This window comes from Streptomyces sp. NPDC004327, assembly GCF_042873935.1.
Taxonomy (GTDB): Bacteria; Actinomycetota; Actinomycetes; order Streptomycetales; family Streptomycetaceae; genus Streptomyces.
On record NZ_JBIAME010000005.1, the window covers coordinates 531083 to 548388 of the forward strand.

A 17306-nucleotide genomic window follows, 5' to 3' on the forward strand; every position below is an offset into this window, starting at 1 on the left:
ATTCCGGTGGCGGGCCCGGCGCCCGTCCCGTACAACCGGGGCATGGTCTGGGTCCCCCTCCTTCTCGTCGCCTTCGTGGTGTCCGGTCTCGCGTGCGCGCGGGTGTGCCGGGACGCCGTCGCCGTCGACACGGCCGAGCGGCGGCGTGCGCGGGGCGGCGGGCTCACCGTGCCCGAGGCGGCGTATCTGGCGGGCGGGCCGCTGCGGGTGGTCGACCTCACGCTGGTCGGGCTGCACCGCTCGCGGCTCGTGCTGCTCGCGCACACCGGCTGGGCGACCGCCGTGGACCCGGCGGCCGGGCGGGACGAGCTGGAGCGGGCCGTGCTCGGGGCGATCGGGCCGGCGGGGCAGTCGCCGATCCCGGCGGTGCGTCCGCTGGCGGCGGACACGGCGTGCGTACGGGCGCTCGGCGACGGTCTGGTGGCGCGCGGGCTCGCGCTGCCCGAGCCGGCGCGGCGCACGTCGGCGGCCGGGGTGCGGGCGCTGCGGGGCGCGCTGCTGCTGACGGCGGCCCTGGGAGCCGCGGCCGTGCTGCTCGTGCCGGCGGCGGATCGGACCGCGGTGGTCGCCTGGTTCACGCTGCCGCTGGTCGCGACCGGGCTGTGTCTGCTCATCGCCCGCTCCGACGGCCCCGGTTACGGCTTCTGGGCCTCGCCCGCCGGCCGCCGGCTGCTCGCCGAGCTCGCGCCCGACGATCCGCTGACGGCGCTCGCCCGGCGCGGCACTGAGGTGCTCGAACCCGAGCTGCGTGCCGCCTTTCGGGTACATGACAGCGAACACCTGACGTAGATCCTGTACAAGGTCCACCGCGCTGCCCACGATGCGCTGGTGAAGTCCGTCGCGCTGCTGCTGACCGCCCTCCTCGCGCCCACCGCCGTCGTCCCCACCGCCCATCCCCTCCCCCGCGCCTCCGCCGCCGACGCCCCGCCCGCCGCGAGGAGCGGCGTCGCGGTCGCCGCGCGGGCCGCCGCGGCGCAGGGGATCCGGTTCGGGCCGTGCCCGGCGGTGGAGAAGCTGCCGGCGCCGGTGGAGTGCGGCACCGTCCGCGTCCCGCTCGACTACGCCGCCCCGCGGGGCACCCTGATCCCGCTCACCGTGAGCCGGGTGAAGGCGTCGGGACCGGCGTCCGGGCGGCAGGGCGCGCTGGTCTACAACCCGGGCGGGCCGGGCGCCTCGTCCACGTACTTCCCGCTCGCGGCCCGGCTGCCCGCCTGGCAGCGGATCTCCGCCGCGTACGACCTGGTCGGCTACGCGCCGCGCGGCGTCGGCCGGTCCGCGCCCGTGTCCTGCCAGGACCCGGCCGACCGCACCCAGGGGCCGACGCTCGCGCCGACCGTGCCCTCGGAGGTCTTCAAGCAGGAGCGGATCGCCCGCGCCCGTACGTACGCCCAGGGCTGCGCCCGCCGCACGGGCGCGGCCCTGCGCCACTACACCTCGCTCGACAACGCCCGCGACCTGGAGGTGCTGCGGGCGGCGCTCGGCCAGCGGCGGCTGACGTTCATGGGCGCGTCCTACGGCACGTACTTCGGCGCCCTCTACGCGACCCTGTTCCCGCACCGGGTGCGCCGGATGGTCTTCGACGCGCCAGTGAACCCGGCGCCGGAGCAGGTCTGGTACGTCAACAACCTCGACCAGTCGGCGGCCTTCGAGCGGCGCTGGGCGGACTTCCGCACCTGGGCGGCGAAGCACGACCGGGTGTACGGGCTCGGCACGACGGCCGCCGAGGTGGCGGAGAACTACGAGCGGGTGCGCGCGGAGCTGGCCGCCGCGCCGGCGGGCGGCCGGGTCGGGCCGGGGCAGCTGCACGGGGCGATGCTCCAGGCGCTGTACGACGACCGGTTCTGGGCGGCGCGGGCGGGCGCGCTCGGGGCGTATCTGAAGGGCGACGTGAGGCCGCTGGTCGCGCAGGCGGCCCCGGTGAGGGCGGCGCAGACCGCCGGCACGAAGAACGACCCGAAGGACGCATCGAAGAACGGCACGAAGAACGGGCCGAAGGACGACCCGGGGAACGCCGCCGCCGTCTACACCGCCGTGGAGTGCAACGACGCGCCCTGGCCGCGGGACTTCGCCGTGTGGGACCGGGACAACACCCGGCTCGCGCGGCTCGCCCCGTTCGAGACCTGGGACAACGTGTGGGCGAACCTGCCCTGCGCGTACTGGCAGGCGCCGCACCAGAAGCCGCTGGACGTGCGCACCGGGCCGGGAGTGCTGCCGCCGGTGCTGATCCTGGCGGCCGAGCGGGACGCGGCCGCGCCGTACGCGGGGGCCCTGGAGCTGCAGCGCAGGCTGGGAGGCGCGGCGCTGGTGACCGAGCGGGGCGCGGGGACGCACGGGATCGGGGGCGGCCCGAACGCCTGCGTGAACGGCTATCTGGAGCGCTATCTGCTCACCGGCGCCGTGCCGGCCGGCACCACCGGTGCCGCGGGGAATCAGGGAGAGAAGACGCCGGTGCGGCGCGCGTCATGCGCGCCGCACCCGGAGCCGGACCCGGTGTCGCTGGAGCGGCTGGCGGATTTCCGCGAGCCGTCTGATCTTCCGGGTCAAGGGGTCGCCGCCCGGCTGGGCGCCGGGCGGTGACCGGGTCGGGAGTGCCGGGGGGCCGTCAGGCCAGTCCGGCCACCAGGTCGGCGACGCTCTTGCGGCGGCCGGTGTAGAACGGCACCTCCTCGCGGACGTGCATCCGCGCCTCGGAGGCCCGCAGGTGACGCATGAGGTCGACGATGCGGTGCAGCTCGTCGGCCTCGAAGGCGAGGAGCCACTCGTAGTCGCCGAGCGAGAAGGAGGCGACCGTGTTGGCGCGCACGTCCGGGTAGCCGCGGGCCATCTTGCCGTGGTCGGCGAGCATCCGGCGGCGGTCCTCGTCCGGCAGCAGGTACCAGTCGTAGGAGCGGACGAACGGGTAGACCGAGACGTAGTCGCGCGGGTTCTCGTCGGCCAGGAAGGCCGGGATGTGCGACTTGTTGAACTCGGCCGGGCGGTGCAGCGCCATGTTCGACCAGACCGGCTCCAGGGCGCGGCCCAGCCTCGTGCGGCGGAAGAGGTTGTACGCCTCCTGGAGCTCGTCGCTCGTCTCGGCGTGCCACCAGATCATCATGTCGGCGTCGGCGCGCAGACCGGAGAGGTCGTACGTGCCGCGGATCGTGATGTCCTTGGCGGCGAGCTGGTCGAAGAGCTCCTGGACCTCGTCGGCGTAGCCGGCCCGGTCCTCGGGCAGAACGTCGCGCAGCTTGAAGACAGACCACAGGGTGTAGCGGATGACCTCGTTGAGGTCCTTCGCCTTCTTACCGGCGTTCGGGATCTTTTCGGGCGCACTCATACGCCTATTCTCGCCCGTCACGAAGAGTGCCCTGCACCAGGGTGGGCGGTTTTCGACGTGGCGATGATCTCGTCGGCGGCGCGGCCGCCCGAGGCGATGCACGCCGGGATGCCGACGCCCTCGTACGCCGCGCCCGCGAGGGCGATCCCGGGCAGGCCGGCGACGGCCGCGCGGGCGCGCTCCATGCGGGCCAGGTGGCCGACCGGGTACTGGGGCAGGCCGCCGATCCAGCGGGTCACGGTGGTGGCGACGGGCCGGGCGGCGAGGCCGGTGGCGGCGGCCAGGTCCTTGAGGGAGACGTCGACCAGGTCGGTGTCCTCGCGGTGCACCTGCTCCTCCTCGCCGTGGCGGCCGACGGAGGTGCGCAGCACGAAGAGGTCGGGGGCGGCGTCGGTCACCCAGCGCCACTTCTGGCTGGAGAAGGTGGACGCCTTGATGGTGTGGCCGTCGACGGGCGGGACGAGGAAGCCGGAGCCGGGGAGGCCAGGGCCGCCGAGGACGTCGGCCCGGCGGAAGGCGAGGGTGACGAGGGCCATGGAGGCGTACTCGACGGCGGCCAGCTCGGTCGCGGCGGCCGGCGCGTGGGCGGCGAGGAGCGCTGCGGCGGGCCCGGCGGGGGTGGCGAGGACGACGCCGTCGGCGGCGTGGGCACCCTCCGGGGTGATCACCTGCCAGCCGTCCGGGCCGGTGCGGCGCAGCGCGGTGACCGGGGTACGGGTCAGGATCGTGCCGCCCGCGGCGCGGACGGCGTCGGCGACCGCGGCGGGCAGCGTGCCGACGCCGCCGCGGATGCCGGCGAACACGGCCCCGCCGAGCCCGGTGCCGCCGAGACCGGTACCGGCGCCCGCCGCGTCGGCCGGGGCGGCGGCGCCGGCCTGCTGGACGGCGCGGACGGCCTCGGTGAGCGTGGGGTGGCGGCGCGCGGCGGCGAAGAGCGCGGGCACGGCGGCCTTCATCGAGATGCGGTACGCGTCGCCCGCGTAGACCCCGCCGAGGAGGGGCTCCACGAGCCGGTCGACGACCTCGTGGCCCATGCGCTCGGCGACGTACGCGCCGATGGCGATGTCCTCGCCGATCTCGGTCGGCGGAAGGCCGAGGTCGCGGCCGATCCGCGCCACGGCCCCGGCGGACAGCAGGCCCTCGACGGCGCGGCCGTCGCCGGGGACGCCCATGACGTGGCCCTTGGGCATGGGGACGAGCTCGCCGCGCGACCACACGGACGCGGTGGTGGTGGCGGGGGCCTGGAGGCGGTCGGCGAGGCCGACCCGTTCGGCGAGCGCGACGGCCTCGGGGCGGCGGGCGAGCAGCGACTCGGCCCCGAGGTCGACGGGGGCCCCGGCGATCTCCCCGGCGAGCAGCTTGCCGCCGAGCCGGTCGCCGCCCTCCAGGAGGGTGACCCGCGCACCGGCCGTGACCAGGCGGTGGGCGGCGGCGAGACCCGCGATGCCGCCGCCGATGACGACGACGTGCGGGCCGGACGTGGGCGCGTTCGCGTTCATGGGACCACTCTCTCAAATCGCCCCGGCGCGCCCGATCCGAGGCCGGACCGTGACCGCTTCGCGATCGCGGGACGGCAACCCGCCGGCGGGCCGGGTCGTCCAACCGGCACCACGACACGATCACCTTGGGGGCGGTACGGATGCGAGGAACCCGGATGCGCGCAAGACGCGCGGTCATGGCGGCGGCCGCGCTGCTCACGGCGTCGCTGGTCCTGACGGGCTGCGGCGCGGGCGAGGGCGCGGGCGACAGCAAGGAGGGCAGGAGCGCGGCGGAGCCGGCGTACGGCGGGAGGGAGGCGGCGGACGGGGCGTCCGGCCCCTCGAACGGCTCGAAGGCGCAGGCGTCGCCGGGCGCCCGTACCCCTGCTGCCGCCCCGCACGTCATCCGCACCGCCGAGCTGTCGGTCGAGGTCAGGGACGCGGCGAAGGCGGCGGCCGCGGCCCGGCGGGTGGCCACGGACGCGGGCGGGCGCGTGGAGAGCGAGTCCACCGAGCGGATCGACGACACGCATCTCGCCTCCCGGATCGTCCTGCGCGTCCCGCAGGAGCGCTACGACTCCGTCCTCGCCGAACTCGCGGGCGCGGGCCGGCTGCTGTCGCGCAAGGCGGACGCTAAGGACGTCACCGACCAGGTCGTGGACGTCGACAGCCGTGTCGCGACCCAGCGGGCGAGCGTGGCGCGGGTGCGGGCGCTGATGGACCGGGCGACGAAGCTGGGCGACGTGGTCACCCTGGAGGGCGAGCTGAGCCGCCGTCAGGCCGACCTGGAGGCGCTGCTCGCCCAGCAGGCGTCGCTGAAGGACCGGACGACGCTCGCGACGATCACCCTCGGACTGACCGAGCCGGAGTCCGCGCCGGCCGACGACGGCAGCGGCCGCCCGGGCTTCCTCGACGCGCTGGCCGGCGGCTGGCACGCCCTGCTCTCCGCAGCCGCCTGGCTGCTCGTCGTCCTCGCCGCGCTCGCGCCCTGGCTGGCGGCGGCGGCACTCGCGTACGCGCTGTGGCGCCGGCTGGTCCGGCCGCGGCTGCGGCGGCGCACGCGACGGGTGCCGGAGCCGCGCCCGTCGGCGCCCCGCGACGGGCGGGCGCCGGTCAACGCGGCGGGCGTCCCGGCGCAGCCCGTGGCGCCCGGGGCCGGGCCCGTGGGCGAGCCCCCGGCCGAGGCGCAGGACTGAAAACGCACCCCGCGGCACCGGGCCCCGGAGAATGGCTTCCATGAGCGAACGACTGGTCGTGATCGGTGGTGACGCGGCGGGCATGTCCGCCGCGTCGCAGGCGCGCAGGCTCAAGGGGCCCGGGGAGCTGGAGATCGTCGCCTTCGAGCGGGGGCACTTCAGTTCGTACTCGGCCTGCGGGATCCCGTACTGGGTCGGCGGCGACGTCGCCGCCCGGGACGAGCTGATCGCCCGCGGCCCCGAGGAGCACCGGGCCCGGGAGATCGATCTGCGGATGCGGACCGAGGTGACCGAGCTCGACGTGCCCGGGCAGCGGGTGCGGACCCGGGACCTGGAGTCGGGCGCGGAGGCCTGGACCGGGTTCGACAAGCTGGTGATCGCGACGGGCGCGCGCCCGTCGCGGCCGCCGCTGCCGGGGATCGACGCCGCGGGCGTGCACGGGGTGCAGACCCTGGACGACGGCCAGGCGCTGCTCGACTCGCTGTCCCGGGCGCGGGGGCGGCGGGCCGTGGTGGTGGGCGCCGGGTACATCGGCGTGGAGATGGCGGAGGCGCTGCTCGGCCGCGGCTTCGAGGTGACGGTGCTCAACCGGAGCGAGCAGCCGATGGCGACGCTCGATCCGGACATGGGCCGGCTGGTGCACGAGGCGATGGACGGGCTCGGCATCACGACGGTCGGCTCGTCGCCGGTGACGAAGATCCTCACCGGCGCGGACGGCGGAGTGCGGGCGGTGGCCACGGAGGCGGGCGAGTTTCCGGCGGACGTGGTGGTGCTCGGCATGGGCGTGGTGCCGGAGACCTCCCTCGCACGGGCGGCGGGGCTGCCGCTCGGCACGTACGGGGGCCTGCTGACCGACCTGTCGATGCGGGTGCGCGGCCAGGAGAACATCTGGGCCGGCGGGGACTGCGTGGAGGTCCTCGACCTGGTGTCGGGGCGGGAGCGGCACGTGCCGCTCGGGACGCACGCGAACAAGCACGGCCAGGTGATCGGCTCCAACGTGGGCGGCGACTACGCGACGTTCCCGGGCGTGGTGGGGACGGCGGTGTCGAAGGTGTGCGATCTGGAGATCGCGCGGACCGGGCTGCGGGAGAAGGACGCCCGGGAGGTGGGCCTGCGGTACGTGACGGCGCGGATCGAGTCGACGAGCCGGGCGGGCTACTACCCGGGGGCGGCGCCGATGACGGTGAAGATGCTGGCGGAGCGGCGGACCGGGCGGCTGCTCGGCGTGCAGATCGTGGGCCGTGAGGGCGCGGGCAAGCGGGTGGACATCGCGGCGGTGGCGCTGACGGCGGGGATGACGGTGCAGCAGATGGTCGCCCTGGACCTGGGCTACGCGCCGCCGTTCTCGCCGGTGTGGGATCCGGTGCTGGTGGCGGCGCGCAAGGCGGTGGCGGCCGTCCGGGCGGCGGGCTGACCCGGGCGGCACAGCGACCCGTGGTGACGGATTGCGGGACCGCCGTCACCATGGGTCACTGAGCGCATGATCGGACACACCGTGCGCGCGCTCTGCGCCGCCTCGCTCGCCCTCGCCCCGCTCGCCCTGGCCACGACCCCGGCGTACGCCGTGGCCTCGTGCACGGTCAACGGCAGACCCGTCTCCGGCCCGACCGTGGAGGGCACGGCCGGCCCGGACTTCATCGTCTGCTCCCGCCTCGAGGCCGGTGACCTCGTCCACGGCCTCGGCGGCAGCGACTCCATCACCCTCACCGGCCTGATGAACGGTTTCGTGATCGCCGGCGACGGCAGCGACACCATCACCGTGCGGTCGGGCGTCACGGTGAACGGGATCCTCGACGGCGGCGACGGCTCCGACTTCATCAGGGCCCCCGGGACACTGAACGGCCTCGTCTCCGGCGGCGCCGGCAACGACTACCTGGAAGTGGGCACGAACAACAACGTCGTGGACGGCGGCACCGGCGTCGACTTCTGCCGGGTCGCCAAGGGCAACCCGCCGATCAACTGCGAGGGCTGATCCCGGCCGCCCGGGCGCGCCCGGGCGGCCCGTGGGTCAGCGGGCCGTCCGCGTGTGCACGTAGTCGACGAGGCGGGTCAGCGCGTCCGGGTCGGTCGTCGGCAGCACCCCGTGACCGAGGTTGAAGACATGGCCCTCCAGGCCCTTCGCGGCGGCCAGGACCTCGTCCGTCTTGGCCTCCACGGCCTCCCGCGAGGAGAAGAGGACGGCCGGGTCGAGGTTGCCCTGGAGCGCCTTGCCCGGGCCGACGCGGCGGGCGGCCTCGTCGAGCGGGACGCGCCAGTCGACGCCGACCACGTCCGCGCCCGCCTCGCCCATGAGGCCGAGCAGCTCGCCCGTGCCGACGCCGAAGTGGATGCGCGGCACGCCGTACGAGGCGACCGCGTCGAAGACCTTGACGGAGGCCGGCATCACGGAGCGGCGGTAGTCGGCCGGGGCCAGGGCGCCGACCCAGGAGTCGAAGAGCTGGACGGCGGAGGCGCCGGCCTCGATCTGCACCTTGAGGAAGGCCGAGGTGATCTCGGCGAGGCGGTCGAGCAGGTCGGCCCACAGCTGCGGGTCGCCGTACATGAGCGCCTTGGTGTGCTCGTGGTTGCGGGACGGGCCGCCCTCGACGAGGTAGCTCGCGAGGGTGAAGGGGGCGCCGGCGAAACCGATGAGCGGGGTGGACCCCAGTTCGGAGGTGAGCATCCCGATCGCCTCGGTGACGTAGTGGACGTCCTCGGGGGTCAGGTCGCGCAGCCGGGCCAGGTCGGCGCGGGTGCGGATGGGCTCGGCGACGACCGGGCCGACGCCGGGCTTGATGTCGAGGTCGATGCCGATGGCCTTGAGCGGGACGACGATGTCGCTGAAGTAGATGGCGGCGTCGACCTTGTGCCGGCGGACCGGCTGCAGCGTGATCTCGGTGACCAGCTCGGGCCGCATGCACGACTCGAGCATGGGGATGCCCTCGCGGACCTTGAGGTACTCGGGCAGGGACCGCCCGGCCTGCCGCATGAACCAGACGGGCGTGTGCGGCACGGCCTCGCGCCGGCACGCCTTCAGGAACGCGGAGTCGTAGGTCTGCGGCTGGTGCTTCGTCTGCTGCTGGCCCTCAGGGCGGTCGTTGGCGCTCACGCCCAGAATCTTCGCATGTGGCGAGAAGCCGCTCGCCCGGCCCGGGTGTCCCTCCCTGCGCGCGGGCCCCGTTCCGCCTACTCTTCCCCGCATGGCTGCGGCTCAGGGACATTTTTCCGATCATTCCGACGGCAAACGAGGGACGGAGAAGACGGCGGGCGACAGGGTGGACCCCACGGAGACGAACCCGCTGCCGCCCGCGTTCCGGCGGGCGGTCGAGGGGCTGCGCTCGGTCCGGCTGCGGCCGGAGATCGAGGTCGACCCGACCCGGCCGCCGCAGCGGCTCGCCCCGTACGCGTACGCCCTGGAGGCGGCGGTCGTGGCGGGCGAGGAGGACCTGGCGGACGGGCGTCTCGTGCTGCTGCACGACCCGGCCGGGCACGATGCCTGGAAGGGCACCTTCCGTCTGGTCACGCTGGTACGCGCGGAGCTGGAGCCGGAGATGGCGGCGGACCCGCTGCTGCCGGAGGTCTGCTGGTCGTGGCTGACCGGGGCGTTCGAGGCGCGCGGGCTGGCGTACGAGGAGGCGAGCGGGACCGTCACGATGGCGGGCTCCCACTACTTCGGCGGACTCGCGGAGCGGCGGCCGGCGACGCAGATCGAGATCCGGGCGTCGTGGACGCCGCGGGAGGGGCCGGCGGGGGTCCCGGACACCGGGGCGCACCTGGCGGCCTGGTGCGACCTGCTGTGCCAGGTCGCGGGGCTGCCGCCGTCGCCGGCCGATCCGGCCGCGGGGCCGGGGGCCGGGACGACGTCGGGCGCGGGTGTGGTGTCGCTGCCGCAGCGCCGGGGTCCGCAGCAGCCCTAGGAGCCGCCTTGCCGTTCGGAGGGCTCGGCGAGGGTCGATTTCCGGACACTTTCGGGTGGGGCGAGGGACCGGTTCGCATGAGGCTCGTACGATGATCGATCACGCGTCCGAATTGCCCCAATTGTTACTCACCAAATCGTGATCTTTCTCTAAAGGCGGGCGGCCCTGCTGCCGAAGGAGTCAGTGACCCCTTCAAAGCAACGGGTTCGCCCCCGGCTTCTTCCCCGAGCCGGCTCCGTCCCGCACCTTCCCCAGGAGGCCTGGTGTCCGTTCTCCTCGAGCAGCCCGCAAGCCTGGTCGCCTACCGCCCGAACAAGCCGACGGCCATGGTCGTCGTGGCCGACCCACGCGTCCGCTCCACCGTCACCCGCCACCTGTGGGCGCTCGGGGTGCGCGATGTCATCGAGGCGTCGTCCATCGCGGAGGCCCGTCCCCGCGTCGGCAACCCGCGCGACATCTGCGTGGCCGACGTCCACCTCCCCGACGGCAGCGGCCTGACCCTGCTGTCCGAGACCCGCGCCGCGGGCTGGCCCAACGGCCTCGCCCTCTCGGCCGCCGACGACATCGGCGCGGTACGCAACGCCCTGGCCGGAGGCGTCAAGGGTTACGTCGTCACCGGCACCCGTACGAACATCGGCCACCCCACCCGCCCCGGCGCCGCCCCCATCGGCTCCGCGGCCGCCCGCCTCGGCCACCGCCGCCCCCCGGGTGCCCCGAGCCACCCGGGCGGCTACCGCGAGCTCTCCGGCCGCGAGGTCGAGGTGCTCCGCCTCGTCGCGGAGGGCCAGTCCAACAAGGCCATCGGCGTCTCCATGGGCCTGTCGGCACTCACCGTGAAGTCCCACCTCGCCCGCATCGCCCGCAAGCTGGGCACCGGCGACCGGGCCGGCATGGTCGCGGTGGCGCTGCGCACCGGGATCATCCACTGAGCCGCCTGATCCGCCCGCGCCGCGTCCGCGCGGTGTGACGACTGTCGAGCGCCTGTCGACGGAACGTTCCCTCTGTGTCCGGCCACCCGGCCGTTCCGACCGTTCCTTCGATGGGCGCTTGCCATTCACGGATACCCTTGACAGGTGACCGACGCCCAAGACACCGCGAGTGACACCGCACTGCGAACCACCGGGGGCGCCCCCTCGGACGACGACGTCCCTGCGCATGGGCTGCCGATCCCGCTGCTCGAACCCCGCGAGGGGATCCCGCCCGTCGTCGCGACGGAGGACGCGCTCGCCGAGGTGATCGCCGCCTTCGCCGCCGGGCGCGGGCCCGTCGCCGTCGACGCCGAGCGCGCGTCCGGCTACCGCTACGGGCAGCGCGCCTATCTCGTCCAGCTGCGCCGCGAGGGCGCGGGCTCCGCGCTGATCGACCCGGTGGGCTGCCCCGATCTGTCCGGGCTCGGCGAGGCGCTCGACGGGACCGAGTGGATCCTGCACGCCGCCACCCAGGACCTGCCGTGCCTGCGGGACATAGGCATGGTGCCGACGCGGATCTTCGACACCGAACTGGCCGGCCGGCTGGCCGGCTTCCCCCGGGTGGGCCTGGGCGCGATGGTCGAGTCGGTGCTCGGGTACGCCCTGGAGAAGGGCCACTCCGCCGTCGACTGGTCCACCCGGCCGCTGCCCGAGCCCTGGCTGCGGTACGCGGCGCTCGACGTGGAGCTCCTCGTCGACCTGCGCGACGAGCTGGAGAAGGAGCTGGACCGGCAGGGCAAGCTGGAGTGGGCGCTGGAGGAGTTCGACGCCATCGCCTCGGCGCCGCCCGCCCCGCCGCGCAAGGACCCCTGGCGCCGTACGTCCGGGATGCACAAGGTGCGCCGGCGCCGCCAGATGGCCGTGGTCCGGGAGCTGTGGACGGCCCGTGACCGGGTGGCCCAGCGCCGCGACGTCTCCCCCGGCAAGGTGCTGAGCGACGCGGCGATCGTGGAGGCGGCGCTCGCGCTGCCGCCGAACGTGGGCGCGCTGTCGGCGCTGCCCGGCTTCGGGCAGCGGATGGGCCGGCGCCAGCTGGAGCAGTGGCAGGCGGCCGTGGACCGGGCGAAGGCCCTGCCGGACGCCGAGCTGCCGCAGCCGGGCCAGCCCGTGGCGGGGCCGCCCCCGCCGCGCGCCTGGGCCGACAAGGACCCGGCCGCGGCCGCCCGGCTCGCCGCGGCCCGCGCGGCGGTGTCGGCGCTCGCGGACGAGCTGCACCTGCCGCAGGAGAACCTGATCACGCCCGACACGGTGCGCCGGGTCTGCTGGGAGCCGCCGGCCACGGTGAACCCGGACACGGTCGCGGCGGCCCTGGCGGGCTACGGCGCGCGGGCCTGGCAGGTGCGCCTGGTGGCGCCGCTGCTCGTGGGGGCGCTGGCCGCGAACGGCTGAGGCCCGCGGGCTCACCGGCGCGGCACGGGCTCACCGGCTCACGGGGTCCTCATTCCTCCAGGAGGGTGAGGGCCCCGTCCTCGTCCCGGTCGTAGCTGCCGGTCTCCGCGCCCTCGACCTTGCCGTCCTTGAGCCACTGCTTGGACATGGTGTGCAGCAGCTTCGCCTTCTTCTCCCAGACGATCTGGTGGCCCGCGCAGGAGACGCGGAACATCAGCTTCTGGTGGCCGGGAATACCCCGGTAGAGCTCGGGGGTGGAGAAGTACAGCAGGCCGAGGTCCGAGGCGGTGTTGACGATGCTGTCGTTCTCGCCGTACACGATGCACACGGGCACCTGGTGGCCGAGGACGTTGTGGAGCTTCACGGTGGTCTTGTTCCAGCCCCACCAGTACGAGTTCCTGATCCGGTTGAGTCCCTCCGGGGAGCCGGGCGTCGTGCCTCCCCAGGAGGCGCCGACCGGATCGGCGTCCATCATCGCCTTCCAGACGATGTCGACCATCCCGTCCTCGCGCTGGTCCGGACAGCTCAGGTCCTTGCGCCACGCGAGGTCGAGCCCGTTCTTGGTGCCGACGGTCATCGGGTAGCCGAAGGCACCCGCCGGCGTGGACACCGGCAGCGCCACGGGGGCGCCGAAATCGGTCCCGGGCGCGCTCTGGCGGCCCTCGGGCGGGAAGATCGGCGCGACCAGGAACAGGCTGCGCACCTTGCCCGGGTTCTGGATGGTGTAGGGGCCGAGCTGCTGGGCCGCCGCGGACCAGCCGACGAGGTCGATCTCGGAGACGCCGGTGCGGGCGATGATCCAGTCGACGACCCTGCCGACCTCGTCCCAGTCGCTCTGGGAGTGGTTCAGCTGGTGCGGGTAGTCCACCGGGCCGGTGTACGGCGACGCGTTCGGGTTCGGGCTGAGCAGCGCCCGCTGGCTGGGCGCGGGGCTGACGTTGCGGTGGTCGCCCATCGTGGGCCGAGTGGACAGGCCGGAGCCCTGCAGCTCCATCACGAACACGTCGAATTGGGCCTGCGCGAGCTCCTCGGCCCAGCTGTACTTCTTGTTGTTGTACTGGAGGTCGAAGCCGGCCAGGGCGGGCACGCTGCGGCCGTGCAGCATGAGGACGGGTCGGCGCGGGCCGTTCTTGGTGCCGTCGCGTTCCCGGACGAAGAGCTTGACCGGCTCTCCGTAGTTGGCCGGGATGGTGGAGGTGTGGTCCACGTAGTGGTCGGTGACCACGGGGGCGGCGTGGGTGGTGAGGGTCGATGTCATGGTGCTGCTCCGTTTCCGTGTCGGGTGGGCCCGCTCGTCGGGGCGATGTCCAGCGTCGGCACGAGGAGGGCGTCGGCTCCGACGACACGACCGGGACGGACGGCAGTTCGACCCGATCGGACGGGCGTACGGAGGGGGCGCGCGGGCTCGTGCCGGGTGTGACGTTCGCCGCTCCCGGCCCGGGGACTGGGCAGCTTGGTTACTCGTAAGTAGCATGGGGGTAGCAAGCGCGCGCTTAGCCGCGTGCCGGGCGCCGCGCGCCCACGCAGCAGCAGTGCCATCCCGCACCTGGAGGAGAGCCATCGTGCCTCGTACCGTCAGGGACGTCGTCTTCGTCGACGGCGTCCGTACCCCGTTCGGCAAGGCGGGCCCGAAGGGCATCTACCACGAGACCCGCGCCGACGACCTCGTCGTCAAGGCCATCCGGGAGCTGCTGCGCCGCAACCCGGCCCTCGACCCGGCGAAGATCGACGAGGTCGCCATCGCCGCGACCACGCAGATCGGCGACCAGGGCCTGACCCTCGGCCGCACCGCCGGCATCCTGGCCGGTCTGCCGCAGTCCGTGCCCGGCTACTCGATCGACCGCATGTGCGCCGGCGCGCTGACCGCGGTGACGTCGACGGCCGGTTCGATCGCCTTCGGCGCGTACGACGCCGTCATCGCCGGTGGCGTCGAGCACATGGGCCGCCACCCCATGGGCGAGGGCGTGGACCCGAACCCGCGCTTCGTCAGCGAGAAGCTGGTCGACGAGTCCGCCCTCTTCATGGGCATGACCGCCGAGAACCTGCACGACCGCTACCCGACGATCACCAAGCTGCGCGCCGACGAGTACGCCGTGCGTTCGCAGGAGAAGGCCGCCAAGGCGTACGCCGACGGCAAGATCCAGCAGGACCTGGTGCCGATCTCGGTCCGCCGCACCGACCCGGCCGGCGGCGAGACGGGCTGGGGCCTGGTCACCGCCGACGAGCCGATGCGCCCGGGCACCACGCTCGAGTCGCTGGCGAACCTGAAGACGCCGTTCCGCGTCCACGGCAACGTCACCGCGGGCAACGCGGCCGGCCTGAACGACGGCGCCACCGCCTCGATCATCGCCTCCGAGGACTTCGCCCGCGAGAACAACCTCCCGGTGAAGATGCGCCTGGTCTCGTACGCCTTCGCCGGCGTCGAGCCCGAGGTGATGGGCTACGGCCCGATCCCGGCCACCGAGAAGGCGCTGGCCCAGGCCGGCCTGTCCATCTCGGACATCGGTCTCTTCGAGATCAACGAGGCGTTCGCCGTCCAGGTCCTCGCGTTCCTGGAGCACTACGGCATCGCCGACGACGACGCGCGCGTCAACCAGTACGGCGGCGCCATCGCCTACGGCCACCCGCTCGCCTCCTCCGGCGTCCGTCTGATGACGCAGCTGGCCCGCCAGTTCGAGGAGAACCCGCAGGTCCGTTACGGCCTCAACACGATGTGCGTCGGCTTCGGCATGGGCGCGACGGTCATCTGGGAGAACCCCCACTGGGAGGGCAAGTGAGCACCACCGCTGAGCTTCTGAAGGGCGCCGCCGAGCTCTTCCCGGACGAGGTCGTCACCTCGGCCCACGTGCGTCACTTCGAACTCCCCGCGGGTGCGGGCCGGTTCGCGCTGATCACGCTGGACAACGGCTTCGACCACACCAAGCCGACCACGTTCGGCCCGCAGTCGCTGGCCAACCTGAACACGGCCATCGACCAGGTCGAGGCCGAGGCCGCGAACGGTGAGATCGTCGGCGTCGGCATCACCGGCAAGCCGTTCATCTTCGCCGTCGGCGCCGACCTCAAGGGCGTCGAGCTGCTCAAGCAGCACTCCGACGCGCTCGCCATCGGCAAGGGCGGCCACGACGTCTTCAAGCGTCTTTCGGGCCTCGCCGTGCCGACCTTCGCGTACTACAACGGCGCGGCCATGGGCGGCGGCGTCGAGGTCGGTCTGCACTGCACCTACCGCACCGTCTCGAAGGCCCTGCCGGCCTTCTCGCTGCCCGAGGTCTTCCTCGGTCTGGTGCCCGGCTGGGGCGGCTGCACGATCCTGCCGAACCTGATCGGCGCGGAGAAGGCCGTCTCGGTCGTCATCGAGAACAGCCTCAACCAGAACCGTCAGCTCAAGGGCAAGCAGGTCTTCGAGCTCGGCATCGCCGACGCGATCTTCGAGGGCGCCGACTTCCTGGAGCAGTCCCTCGTCTGGACCGCCGGCGTCCTCAACGGCTCGGTCGCCGTCGAGCGCCCGGAGATCGACCGCGGCGAGGGCTGGGACCAGGCCGTCGCCAAGGGCCGCGCGATCGCCGACTCCAAGGTGCACGGCGCCGCCCCGGCCGCCTACCGCGCCCTCGACATCATCGAGGCCGCCAAGGACGGCGACCTGCAGAAGGGCTTCGACGCCGAGGACCAGGCCCTCGCGGACCTGATCATGGGCGGCGAGCTGCGCTCCGGCATCTACGCCTTCAACCTGGTGCAGAAGCGCGGCAAGCGCCCGGCCGGCGCGCCGGACAAGTCGCTGGCCCGCCCGGTCACCAAGGTCGGTGTCGTCGGCGCCGGTCTGATGGCCTCCCAGCTGGCCCTGCTCTTCCTGCGCCGCCTGGAGGTGCCGGTCGTCCTGACCGACATCGACCAGGAGCGCGTCGACAAGGGCGTGGGCTACGTCCACGGCGAGATCGAGAAGCTGCTCGGCAAGGGCCGGATCAACCAGGACAAGGCCAACCGCCTCAAGGGCCTGGTCTCCGGTGTCCTGGACAAGGCCGAGGGCTTCGCGGACGCGGACTTCATCATCGAGGCCGTGTTCGAGGAGATGTCGGTCAAGCAGACGGTGTTCGCCGAGGTCGAGGCCGTCGCCCCGGCGCACGCGATCCTCGCCACGAACACCTCCTCGCTGTCCGTCAGCGAGATGGCGTCGAAGCTGAAGCACCCCGAGCGCGTGGTCGGCTTCCACTTCTTCAACCCGGTCGCGATCCTCCCGCTCCTGGAGATCGTGCGCGGCGAGCAGACGGACGACGCCTCGCTCGCCACCGCCTTCGGCGTGGCGAAGAAGCTGAAGAAGACCGCGGTCCTGACGAAGGACGCCCCGGCGTTCGTCGTGAACCGCATCCTGACCCGCTTCATGGGCGAGATCCAGAACGTCATCGACGAGGGCACCCCGGTCGCCGTCGCCGAGAAGGGCGTCGAGCCGCTCGGCCTGCCGATGTCCCCGCTGGTGCTGCTCGAGCTCGTCGGCCCGGCGATCGGTCTGCACGTCTCCGAGACCCTGAACCGCGCCTTCCCGGAGCGCTTCAAGGTCTCCCCCAACCTGAAGGCCGTCGTCGAGGCCGGCAAGCGCGGCTTCTACGTCTACAACGCGGAGAACGGCTTCAAGCCGGAGCTCGACCCCGAGGTCGCCGCGCTCCTCAAGCAGGGCGACGTCGTCCTGACGGAGGAGCAGGTCCGCGACCGCGTCCTGGACGCGGTGGCCCAGGAGATCGGCCTGATGCTGGAGGAGGGTGTCGTCGCCGAGGCGCAGGACATCGACCTCTGCCTCATCACCGGCGCGGGCTGGCCCTTCCACCTGGGCGGCATCACGCCGTACCTGGACCGCGAGGGCGTCTCCGAGCGCGTCAACGGCAAGCGTTTCCTGGCGCAGGGCGTGGCGAGCGTCCCGGCGTAACGGAGCGGTGTTCTCCAGGCGGATGCCCGTCCCTCGGTGAGGGGCGGGCATCCGTCCGTTCCGCCGAGGACACGACGCACCAGGACACGACGCGCCATCCCCGCTTCACCCGGCGTTCGCCCCTCCGTTCGAGAAGCGATCACCGGGTGGC

At 73.7% G+C, this 17306-nt stretch carries 14 protein-coding genes; 10 read left to right on the plus strand and 4 right to left on the minus strand.

Translation table 11 applies throughout. From position 1 onward, the window contains the following. Positions 1-42: 42 nt before the first annotated feature. Together ACFYU9_RS20145 and ACFYU9_RS20150 are read left to right on the plus strand one after the other, a co-directional pair. The gene (locus ACFYU9_RS20145) at positions 43-789 is read left to right on the plus strand and encodes a TIGR04222 domain-containing membrane protein (protein WP_389207648.1); all 747 of its coding nucleotides are present in this window, start codon (positions 43-45) and stop codon (positions 787-789) included. A gap of 39 nt (positions 790-828) precedes the next feature. Continuing rightward, on the plus strand, positions 829-2577 hold the full coding sequence (locus ACFYU9_RS20150) for an alpha/beta hydrolase (RefSeq protein ID WP_389345578.1): 1749 nt from the start codon (positions 829-831) through the stop codon (positions 2575-2577). Positions 2578-2602: 25 nt separating this feature from the next. On the opposite strand, the gene hemQ is transcribed toward ACFYU9_RS20150, so the two are convergent. Then, on the minus strand, positions 2603-3316 hold the full coding sequence (gene hemQ, locus ACFYU9_RS20155; protein ID WP_389345579.1) for a hydrogen peroxide-dependent heme synthase: 714 nt from the start codon (positions 3314-3316) through the stop codon (positions 2603-2605). A 17-nt stretch (positions 3317-3333) separates the two neighbouring features. Next, complete coding sequence (hemG, locus tag ACFYU9_RS20160) at positions 3334-4815, minus strand: protoporphyrinogen oxidase (RefSeq protein ID WP_389345580.1); 1482 nt, start codon at positions 4813-4815, stop codon at positions 3334-3336. 155 nt (positions 4816-4970) lie between these two features. On the opposite strand from hemG, the gene ACFYU9_RS20165 reads away from it, so the two are divergent. The 3 genes from ACFYU9_RS20165 to ACFYU9_RS20175 all read left to right on the plus strand — a co-directional run bounded on the left by ACFYU9_RS20165 (position 4971) and on the right by ACFYU9_RS20175 (position 7962). Continuing rightward, complete coding sequence (locus ACFYU9_RS20165; RefSeq protein ID WP_389207653.1) at positions 4971-5990, plus strand: DUF4349 domain-containing protein; 1020 nt, start codon at positions 4971-4973, stop codon at positions 5988-5990. Positions 5991-6030: 40 nt separating this feature from the next. Continuing rightward, entirely contained in the window at positions 6031-7404 is a 1374-nt protein-coding gene (locus ACFYU9_RS20170; RefSeq protein WP_389207655.1) for an FAD-dependent oxidoreductase, read from the plus strand. A 66-nt stretch (positions 7405-7470) separates the two neighbouring features. Then, positions 7471-7962 carry a hypothetical protein gene (locus ACFYU9_RS20175; protein WP_389207657.1) on the plus strand — a complete coding sequence of 164 codons (492 nt, stop codon included), beginning with the start codon at positions 7471-7473 and terminating at the stop codon, positions 7960-7962. 36 nt (positions 7963-7998) lie between these two features. Here ACFYU9_RS20175 and hemE read toward each other — a convergent pair whose 3' ends face one another. Beyond that, positions 7999-9078, minus strand: coding sequence for a uroporphyrinogen decarboxylase (gene hemE, locus ACFYU9_RS20180; protein ID WP_389207659.1), 1080 nt, complete (start codon positions 9076-9078; stop codon positions 7999-8001). 91 nt (positions 9079-9169) lie between these two features. Between hemE and ACFYU9_RS20185 the strand changes: the two genes are divergently transcribed. The 3 genes from ACFYU9_RS20185 (at position 9170) to ACFYU9_RS20195 (ending at position 12243) form a co-directional block, all read left to right on the plus strand. Further along, positions 9170-9886 carry a DUF3000 domain-containing protein gene (locus tag ACFYU9_RS20185; protein ID WP_389345581.1) on the plus strand — a complete coding sequence of 239 codons (717 nt, stop codon included), beginning with the start codon at positions 9170-9172 and terminating at the stop codon, positions 9884-9886. Between the two features lie 263 nt (positions 9887-10149). Beyond that, entirely contained in the window at positions 10150-10815 is a 666-nt protein-coding gene (locus ACFYU9_RS20190; RefSeq protein ID WP_017242457.1) for a response regulator transcription factor, read from the plus strand. A 144-nt stretch (positions 10816-10959) separates the two neighbouring features. After that, positions 10960-12243, plus strand: a complete 1284-nt coding sequence (locus ACFYU9_RS20195) for an HRDC domain-containing protein (RefSeq protein ID WP_389345582.1) — start codon at positions 10960-10962, stop codon at positions 12241-12243. Positions 12244-12292: 49 nt separating this feature from the next. Here the strand turns inward: ACFYU9_RS20195 and ACFYU9_RS20200 are convergent, their stop codons facing one another. Beyond that, a complete protein-coding gene (locus tag ACFYU9_RS20200; RefSeq protein ID WP_389345583.1) occupies positions 12293-13501 on the minus strand; it encodes an alpha/beta fold hydrolase in 1209 nt (402 codons plus the stop codon). Positions 13502-13805: 304 nt separating this feature from the next. Between ACFYU9_RS20200 and ACFYU9_RS20205 the strand changes: the two genes are divergently transcribed. Next, positions 13806-15020 carry a thiolase family protein gene (locus ACFYU9_RS20205; protein WP_389345584.1) on the plus strand — a complete coding sequence of 405 codons (1215 nt, stop codon included), beginning with the start codon at positions 13806-13808 and terminating at the stop codon, positions 15018-15020. Further along, on the plus strand, positions 15017-17155 hold the full coding sequence (locus ACFYU9_RS20210) for a 3-hydroxyacyl-CoA dehydrogenase NAD-binding domain-containing protein (RefSeq protein WP_389207669.1): 2139 nt from the start codon (positions 15017-15019) through the stop codon (positions 17153-17155). Before ACFYU9_RS20205 ends, ACFYU9_RS20210 begins: the two co-directional genes overlap by 4 nt. Positions 17156-17306 lie beyond the last annotated feature (151 nt).